Raw genomic sequence first — 9043 nt, 5'->3', positions numbered from 1 at the left:
CTCGCCCACTCCGCCGACGGCAAGGGCCCCGCACCCCAGCGGCCGGAGCCCCGGGGCGGGCTGCTCATGGGCCGGCCCTTCGGCGTACCGGTGTACGTCGCGCCGAGCTGGTTCCTCGTCGCCGCGCTGATCACCTGGGTGTTCGGCGGCCAGCTGGAGCGCGTGCTGCCCGAGCTCGGCGCCGCCCGCTACCTGGTCTCCCTCTTCTTCGCGGTCGCCTTCTACGCCTCCGTCCTCGTCCACGAACTGGCGCACACCGTCGCCGCCCTCCGCTTCAAGCTCCCGGTCCGCCGCATCCAGCTCCAGTTCTTCGGCGGCGTCTCCGAGATCGAGAAGGAGGCCGAGACCCCCGGCCGGGAGTTCGTGCTGGCCTTCGTCGGGCCCCTGCTCTCCCTCGCCCTCGCCGGCGTCTTCTACGGCGCCGCGAAGACCGTGGAACCCGGCACCGTCCCCGGCGTCCTGCTCGCAGGCCTGATGATCTCCAACCTCATCGTGGCCGCGTTCAACCTCCTGCCCGGCCTGCCCCTCGACGGCGGCCGCATGCTCCGCGCCGTCGTCTGGAAGATCACCGGCAAGCCGATGATGGGCACCATCGCCGCCGCCTGGGTCGGCCGCGCCCTCGCCGTCTCCGTGCTCATCGGACTGCCCCTGCTGACCCAGTCCGGCGCCCTCGGCACCGACGCCGTCGACAACGTGGGCATGGACACCGTCCTCGACGCCCTGCTCGCCGCGATCCTCGCCGCGATCATCTGGACCGGCGCCGGCAACAGCCTGCGCATGGCCCGACTGCGCGAGCACCTCCCCGAACTGCGTGCCCGCGCACTGACCCGCCGCGCGGTCCCCGTCGAGTCGGACACCCCGCTCTCCGAGGCCCTGCGCCGCGCCAACGCCGCCGGGGCCCGAGCCCTGGTCGTCGTCGACACCGACGGCAAGCCCCTCTCCCTCGTCCGCGAGGCCGCCATCGTCGGCGTACCCGAGCACCGCCGCCCCTGGGTCGCCGTCGGCGGCCTCGCCCAGGACCTCACCGACGGCATGCGCGTCTCGGCGGAACTCTCCGGCGAGGAACTCCTGGACGCCCTGCGCGCCACCCCCGCCACCGAATACCTCGTGGTCGAGGAGACCGGCGAGATCTACGGCGTCCTGTCGGCGGCCGATGTGGAGCGCGCCTTCGTGAAAGCGATGGCGAGGCCCTCCTGACGGCGAGGCCCTCCTCACGGCGAGGCCGTCCTGGTGGTCGGTGGCCCTCTCCGGGGCCGGTAGGCTGGTCACATGTCCGAACCGACCGGTGCCGCCCGCAGGCGCGGGCCCTTCAAGGTCGGGGACCAGGTTCAGCTGACCGACCCCAAGGGCCGCCACTACACGTTCACGCTCGAGGCCGGGAAGAACTTCCACACCCACAAGGGTTCCTTCCCCCACGACGAGCTGATCGGCGCTCCCGAGGGCAGCGTTGTCCGCACCACGGGGAACGTCGCCTACCTCGCGCTGCGCCCCCTGCTCCCCGACTACGTCCTGTCCATGCCCCGCGGCGCCGCCGTGGTCTACCCCAAGGACGCGGGGCAGATCCTGGCCTTCGCCGACATCTTCCCCGGCGCGCGCGTCGTGGAAGCGGGCGTGGGCTCCGGCTCGCTCAGCAGCTTCCTGCTGCGGGCCATCGGCGACCAGGGCATGCTGCACAGCTACGAGCGCCGCGCCGACTTCGCCGAGATCGCCCAGGCGAACGTCGAGCGCTACTTCGGCGGCCCGCACCCCGCCTGGCAGCTCACCGTCGGCGACCTCCAGGACAACCTGTCCGACGCCGACGTCGACCGCGTCATCCTCGACATGCTGGCTCCGTGGGAGTGCCTGGAGGCCGTCTCCAAGGCGCTCGTCCCCGGCGGCATCCTGTGCTGCTACGTGGCGACCACCACCCAGCTCGCACGGACCGTCGAATCCATCCGCGAGATCGGCTGCTTCAACGAGCCGAGCGCCTGGGAGTCGATGATCCGCAACTGGCACATCGAGGGCCTGGCCGTCCGCCCGGACCACCGGATGATCGGCCACACCGGCTTCCTGCTCACCGCCCGCCGCCTCGCCGACGGGGTCGAGCCGCCCATGCGCCGCCGCCGCCCCGCCAAGGGCGCCTACGGCGAGGACTACGCAGGTCCCAACGCCGACGGCGGCGCCGGCCGCTGAGGCAGCCCGTCACCCGTCCAACGCACCGGCGCCGTGCCGGAGTTCCAGGATCCGTACCGGAACTCCGCCACGGCGCCTTTCCGTTGCCGCCCCGGGTGAACCCCCACCCGACCCCGTTGACCTGCAGCGCGGGCCGCCAAGGCCCACGGCGCCCCGAGCGGGAGCCGGGCCCGCACACGCCCGCTGACACAGCGGCAGAATCCGTAACCGTTCAGACTTCCCCGGCGCAGGACGTGCACACCCCGCCGTTCCCTCTCGGTGTGACGTGTGGCACCATGCTGGCCACCCCACCGGCACAGCCTCAGGAGACCCTCCTAGTGCAGTCTTCCGCCGTCCCGGAGCTCGCCCACACCCACACCCGTCCCATCCACTGGCTCGCCACCGCGACCGCCGTCGCGGGCGTCGTGGCCTTCTCCTCGGTCCTGCAGCCCGGCGCGGCCACGGCGGCCCAGCCGGCCGCTCCCGAGACCAAGAGCGCTCCGGCGCACTCGACTCCGCCCGACCCGGCCGCGGTGACGTTCCCGATCGAGTGCGGCCCGGTGAAGGCCGTCGTGCAGAAGCGGGCTTCAGGCGACCTCGACGGCGACGGCAGGCCCGAGACGGTGGCCGTCGTCCACTGCGACTCGCCGATGGGCACCCCACCGGACGGCGTGTACGTGCTGACGCGCGACGCCGACGACGGCAAGCCGCGCGTCGTGGCCACCCTGCTCGACCCCAAGGACGGCACCACCGTCAGCGACTTCGCCGTGCGCCACGGCGCCGTCACGGCCACGCTCCTCGGCTACTCGTCGGCCGACGTGCCGCGTTGCTGCCCCGACGAGAAGAGCGACGCGAAATGGCGTTGGCACGGCGGCTCGTTCGTCCGCTCGGCCCCGGCCGGAGCTCGCAGCGTGTGAGGCGCACGGGACGACGCGTGTGAGATATCAGACAGCGGTGACGGAACGTAGAGAAGCAGTCACTCCGCGTCCGGTCCGTAGACCTCGGCCCTGTCCGAAACCCGCCGCACGTGGATGCAGTCGCCCGGACACTCCTTCGCGGAGTCGATCACGTCCGTGAGGAGCGGCAGCGGAACGGGCGTTGTCGCACCCTTGTCCTGGAGCAACTCGTCGTCGGCGCTCTTCACATAGGCCAGACCGTCGATGTCCAGCTCGAACACCTCGGGGGCGTACTGGGCGCAGATGCCGTCGCCGGTACACAGGTCCTGGTCGATCCAGACCTCCAGCGCCTCGTCATCGGCCCCGGCCACCTGCTGCACGCTCATCTCTCCTGCCGTTTCTCCGCCGAGCCGTATCGGGAATCCGGCCAGCTCCGGCGGGTGTTGAACAGTTCGACCCTACCTCCGGCTGGGTTCCAATCATGTTCGCTGGGTATTCCCCTGGCGTGAGGGAGAGCGCAAGGGTGAAGATCGGACACACCCCGACCGTCTTTGTGATCTAGGGGTTTCAATCGACACCCGCCCAGGTAGGGTCTGGAAGCGTCCAGCTCCCCTTGGAGGAGGTGAGGACCGTGGCAGCCCACGACGACGACATGAACCGCGGCATCCGCCCGGGACGCGGGTCCGACGACCCGGCCGGGCAGATCGCCTACCTTGAGCAGGAGATCGCCGTCCTGCGACGTAAGCTCGCCGACTCTCCGCGACACACGAGGATTCTCGAAGAGCGGATCGTCGAGCTGCAGACCAATCTGGCCGGCGTGTCCGCGCAGAACGAGCGACTCGCCAACACGCTCCGTGAGGCCCGCGACCAGATCGTGGCCCTCAAGGAGGAAGTCGACCGGCTCGCACAGCCGCCGGCCGGCTTCGGGGTCTTCCTGACGGCGAACGAGGACGGCACCGCCGACATCTTCACCGGCGGCCGCAAGCTCAGGGTGAACGTCAGCCCCAGCGTCGAGCTCGACGAGCTCCGGCGCGGCCAGGAAGTAATGCTCAACGAAGCGCTCAACGTGGTCGAGGCCATGGAGTACGAGCGCGTCGGTGACATCGTCACCCTCAAGGAGATCCTCGAGGACGGCGAGCGGGCCCTCGTGCTCGGGCACACCGACGAGGAGCGGGTGGTACGGCTCGCCGAGCCGCTGCTGGACGTGAACATCCGGCCCGGTGACGCCCTGCTGCTCGAACCCCGCTCGGGCTACGTCTACGAGATCGTTCCGAAGAGCGAGGTCGAGGAACTCGTCCTCGAAGAAGTCCCCGACATCGGCTACGAGCAGATCGGTGGTCTCGGCGGCCAGATCGAGGCCATCCGGGACGCCGTCGAGCTCCCCTACCTCTACCCGGACCTGTTCAAGGAGCACGAACTGCGGCCGCCGAAGGGCGTCCTGCTGTACGGGCCCCCCGGATGCGGCAAGACGCTCATCGCCAAGGCCGTGGCCAACTCACTGGCCAAGAAGGTCGCCGAGGTGACCGGCCAGGCCGCCGGCAAGAGCTTCTTCCTCAACATCAAGGGCCCCGAGCTCCTGAACAAGTACGTCGGTGAGACGGAGCGGCAGATCCGCCTCGTCTTCCAGCGGGCCCGTGAGAAGGCCAGCGAGGGCACCCCCGTCATCGTCTTCTTCGACGAGATGGAGTCCCTCTTCCGCACCCGTGGCTCCGGTGTCAGCTCGGACGTGGAGAACACCATCGTCCCGCAGCTGCTCGCCGAGATCGACGGCGTGGAGGGCCTGCAGAACGTGGTCGTGATCGGCGCCTCCAACCGTGAGGACATGATCGACCCCGCCATCCTGCGGCCCGGCCGGCTCGACGTGAAGATCAAGATCGAGCGTCCCGACGCCGAGGCGGCCAAGGACATCTTCGGCAAGTACCTCACGGAGCGCCTCCCGCTGCACGGCGACGACCTCGCCGAGCACAGCGGCTCCAAGGCCACCACCGTCCAGAGCATGATCCAGACGGCTGTGGAACACATGTACGCCGAGTCCGAGGAGAACCGCTTCCTGGAGGTCACCTACGCCAACGGTGACAAGGAAGTCCTCTACTTCAAGGACTTCAACTCCGGCGCCATGATCGAGAACATCGTCGGCCGCGCCAAGAAGATGGCGATCAAGGACTTCCTCGAGAAGAACCAGAAGGGCCTCCGCGTCTCCCACCTCCTCCAGGCCTGCGTGGACGAGTTCAAGGAGAACGAGGACCTGCCGAACACCACCAACCCGGACGACTGGGCCCGCATCTCCGGAAAGAAGGGCGAACGGATCGTGTACATCCGTACGCTCATCACCGGAAAGCAGGGTGCGGACACCGGACGCTCCATCGACACGGTGGCGAACACCGGTCAGTACCTGTAAAAGGCAGGGCGGCTGCGGGTGCCCTCGGCGGGTACCCGCAGCCGACTGTTTTTCCGGCCACGGCTGGAGCAACGCAATGACGCAAATGATCTCCCCACCAGCGCAAAGGCGTTCTAGGCTCTTCCGTACCGCCGAGTCGCGCAGTGCGGGGACGGGCACCGCACACGCAACCGAGCGCCAGCGGTATCTGAGTGGCGCCCACGACCGAGGGTGCCGCCGGGCAAGGAGGGCCGCATGACCGTACGGCGAGTAATGGGCATCGAGACGGAGTACGGGATCTCCGTCCCCGGCCACCCCAACGCCAATGCCATGCTCACCTCGTCCCAGATCGTGAACGCCTACGCGGCGGCGATGCACCGGGCCCGCCGGGCCCGCTGGGACTTCGAGGAGGAGAACCCGCTGCGGGACGCGCGAGGCTTCGACCTCGCCCGCGAGGCCGCGGACTCCAGCCAGCTCACCGATGAGGACATCGGCCTGGCCAACGTGATCCTCACCAACGGTGCACGGCTCTACGTCGACCACGCACACCCCGAGTACAGCTCTCCCGAGGTGACCAATCCCCGGGACGCCGTCCTCTGGGACAAGGCCGGCGAACGGATCATGGCAGAGGCCGCGGAACGGGCCGCTCAGCTGCCCGGGGCCCAGCCGATCCACCTGTACAAGAACAACACCGACAACAAGGGCGCGTCCTACGGCACGCACGAGAACTACCTGATGAAGCGGGAGACCCCCTTCTCGGACATCGTGCGCCACCTGACACCGTTCTTCGTCTCCCGCCAGGTCTTCGCCGGGGCCGGCCGCGTCGGCATCGGCCAGGACGGGCACGAGCACGGCTTCCAGCTCAGCCAGCGGGCCGACTACTTCGAGGTCGAGGTCGGCCTCGAGACGACGCTCAAGCGCCCGATCATCAACACCCGCGACGAGCCGCACGCGGACGCCGAGAAGTACCGGCGCCTGCATGTGATCATCGGCGACGCGAACCTCTCGGAGATCTCGACCTATCTCAAGCTGGGCACGACCTCGCTGGTGCTGTCGATGATCGAGGACGGTTTCATCGCCGTCGACCTGGCCGTCGACCAGCCCGTCCGCACACTCCACCAGGTCTCGCACGACCCGTCGCTGAAGCGCCTGGTCACGCTCCGCAGCGGCCGCACACTCACGGCGGTCCAGCTGCAGATGGAGTACTACGAGCTGGCGCGCAAGTACGTGGAGGAGCGGTTCGGGGCCGACGCCGACGACCAGACCAAGGACGTCCTGTCCCGCTGGGAGGACACCCTCACCCGTCTGGAGCACGACCCGATGAGTCTGGCCGGGGAGCTGGACTGGGTCGCCAAGCGGGAGCTCATGGAGGGCTACCGGCGCCGGGACAGCCTGGACTGGGACGCGGCGCGCCTGCACCTGGTCGACCTCCAGTACGCGGACGTACGGCCCGAGAAGGGCCTGTACAACCGTCTGGTGGCCCGCGGGCGCATGAAGCGACTTCTGACCGACGCGGACGTGGAGCGGGCCCGTACGGTGCCGCCGGAGGACACCCGGGCGTACTTCCGCGGCCGCTGTCTGGAGCAGTACGCGGACGACGTCGCGGCGGCCTCCTGGGACTCGGTGATCTTCGATCTGCCGGGCCGGGATTCGCTGCAGCGCGTCCCAACCCTGGAACCGCTTCGCGGAACGCGTAATCACGTCAAGGAGCTCCTGGACCGCTGCCGCACCGCGGAAGACCTGGTCAGGGTCCTGTCGGGCGGGTGACCGCTTGAAGCGGGTACTCGTCCGTAACCGGCCGGGCAGGGTGGAAAAGCCCTGGTCCGGGAATCATCGAGGTGGCCCCCGTACGTTGGAGCAACTGCGGGGCCATTGTCAGACCCGGCGAGTAAGGTCTGATCTTGACCGAGCAACTGTGTCGGGCGAACCGAGCGGGGTGAGGGATATGGCGACCAAGGACACCGGCGGCGGACAGCAGAAGGCCACCCGGTCCACCGAGGAGGTCGAGGAGCAGGCGCAGGACGCGCAGGGCTCCGAGGACCTCAAGGAGCGTCAGGAGAAGCTGAGCGACGACGTGGACTCGGTTCTGGACGAGATCGACGACGTACTCGAGGAAAATGCCGAGGATTTCGTGCGGAGCTTCGTGCAAAAAGGCGGAGAGTGAAGGTAAGTGGCGCGCTCTAGCCTTTGATCTGAAGGTGGCGGGGGATGGAAGCGGCTAGCGAGCCGAGCGCAAAGCAATGCAGGAAGTGCCTTCGGGATCTGCCTCCTTCTGCGTTTGCCCGCGACAAGAATCGGCGTGACGGCCTCCAGGTGCACTGCCGGGAGTGCGTGGCGAAGTACAGCGCCGCGCACTACCGGCGTCGCCGGGAGGCCATGGGGAAGCCGGTCCGGGAGCAGGTGGACGTTCCGGCCGGACACAAGCTCTGCCGGACGTGTGGCGAGATCAAGCCTCACAGCGAATGGCACCGCAACGCCACCGCTTCCGATGGCCTGTCGACCCGGTGCACGGCATGCCGGGCGGTGCAGAGTCGGCAGGGGCATCTGAAGCGCCAGTACGGCATCACCGAAGCCGAGCGCGATGGTCTGATCGCCTCTCAAGGAGGCGTGTGTTGTATATGTCTGGCGGCCGTACCCGAGCATGTGGATCACTGCCACAAGACGGGTAGGGTCCGAGGCGTACTGTGCTTCAGCTGCAACGCAGCACTGGGGCAGTTCAAGGATCGGCCCGATGCCATAAGGCGGGCTGCCGCTTATGTGGAAGGAATCGCGTGGAAGCCAACACTCGTAGCACCGGGCGTCTACCAGCTGCCTTCCTGACGCCAGGGTCCTCCTCCTTCATGGACTTCCTGTCCGAGCACCAGCCGGAGATCCTGCCCGGCAACCGGCAACTGCCCCCCACCCAGGGCGTGATCGAGGCACCGCACGGGACCACGATCGTGGCCGTGACGTTCCCCGGCGGTGTGGTCCTCGCCGGTGACCGGCGGGCCACGATGGGCAACGTCATCGCGCAGCGGGACATCGAGAAGGTCTTCCCGGCCGACGAGTACTCGGCGGTGGGCATCGCCGGCACGGCGGGCCTGGCCGTGGAGATGGTGAAGCTGTTCCAGCTGGAGCTGGAGCACTTCGAGAAGGTCGAGGGCGCGCAGCTGTCCCTCGAGGGCAAGGCGAACCGGCTGTCGACGATGATCCGCTCCAACCTCGGCATGGCCATGCAGGGCCTGGCCGTGGTGCCGCTGTTCGCCGGGTACGACGTGGACCGTGACAGGGGCCGGATCTTCTCCTACGACGTCACCGGCGGCCGCTCCGAGGAGCACAACTACGCGGCCACCGGCTCCGGGTCGATCTTCGCTCGCGGTGCTATGAAGAAGCTGTTCCGGGACGACCTCAGCGAGGCCGAGGCCACCACGCTGGTGGTCCAGGCGCTCTACGACGCGGCAGACGACGACTCGGCGACCGGTGGTCCCGATGTCGCCCGCCGGATCTATCCCATCGTCACCGTGATCACCGACGACGGCTTCCGCCGGCTCACCGAGGACGAGGCGTCCGAGATCGCGCGCGCGGTTCTCGAGCGGCGGCTGGAGCAGCCCGACGGGCCGCGGGCCGCGCTGCTGTAGCG

General features: G+C 68.8%; 9 protein-coding genes. 8 read left to right on the top strand and 1 reads right to left on the bottom strand.

Annotated elements, in window-relative coordinates; genetic code table 11:
- From K4G64_RS23345 to K4G64_RS23335, 3 genes are all read left to right on the top strand, one after another.
- On the top strand, positions 1–1197 hold a 1197-nt coding region (locus K4G64_RS23345), incomplete at its 5' end, for a site-2 protease family protein (RefSeq protein ID WP_221757973.1).
- Positions 1198–1269: 72 nt separating this feature from the next.
- A complete protein-coding gene (locus K4G64_RS23340) occupies positions 1270–2172 on the top strand; it encodes a tRNA (adenine-N1)-methyltransferase (protein WP_031108685.1) in 903 nt (300 codons plus the stop codon).
- A 317-nt stretch (positions 2173–2489) separates the two neighbouring features.
- A complete protein-coding gene (locus tag K4G64_RS23335) occupies positions 2490–3068 on the top strand; it encodes a hypothetical protein (protein WP_221757972.1) in 579 nt (192 codons plus the stop codon).
- 59 nt (positions 3069–3127) lie between these two features.
- Here the strand turns inward: K4G64_RS23335 and K4G64_RS23330 are convergent, their stop codons facing one another.
- Positions 3128–3433, bottom strand: a complete 306-nt coding sequence (locus tag K4G64_RS23330; RefSeq protein ID WP_221757971.1) for a ferredoxin — start codon at positions 3431–3433, stop codon at positions 3128–3130.
- A 245-nt stretch (positions 3434–3678) separates the two neighbouring features.
- Between K4G64_RS23330 and arc the strand changes: the two genes are divergently transcribed.
- The 5 genes from arc to prcB all read left to right on the top strand — a co-directional run bounded on the left by arc (position 3679) and on the right by prcB (position 9041).
- A complete protein-coding gene (gene arc, locus K4G64_RS23325; protein ID WP_221757970.1) occupies positions 3679–5445 on the top strand; it encodes a proteasome ATPase in 1767 nt (588 codons plus the stop codon).
- A gap of 234 nt (positions 5446–5679) precedes the next feature.
- Positions 5680–7191, top strand: a complete 1512-nt coding sequence (dop, locus tag K4G64_RS23320; RefSeq protein ID WP_342449673.1) for a depupylase/deamidase Dop — start codon at positions 5680–5682, stop codon at positions 7189–7191.
- 178 nt (positions 7192–7369) lie between these two features.
- Positions 7370–7588 (top strand): ubiquitin-like protein Pup, encoded by a 219-nt coding sequence (locus K4G64_RS23315; protein WP_030848612.1) that lies wholly within the window; start codon positions 7370–7372, stop codon positions 7586–7588.
- Between the two features lie 44 nt (positions 7589–7632).
- On the top strand, positions 7633–8244 hold the full coding sequence (locus tag K4G64_RS23310) for an endonuclease VII domain-containing protein (protein WP_221757969.1): 612 nt from the start codon (positions 7633–7635) through the stop codon (positions 8242–8244).
- A complete protein-coding gene (prcB, locus tag K4G64_RS23305) occupies positions 8196–9041 on the top strand; it encodes a proteasome subunit beta (protein ID WP_221757968.1) in 846 nt (281 codons plus the stop codon). Before K4G64_RS23310 ends, prcB begins: the two co-directional genes overlap by 49 nt.
- Positions 9042–9043 lie beyond the last annotated feature (2 nt).

Origin of the sequence: Streptomyces sp. WAC04114 (assembly GCF_019733245.1) — a bacterium.
GTDB classification, from domain to species: Bacteria; Actinomycetota; Actinomycetes; order Streptomycetales; family Streptomycetaceae; genus Streptomyces; species Streptomyces massasporeus_A.
Note: the sequence above shows the minus strand (reverse complement) of the source record. Positions and strands in the feature narration are given on the sequence as shown.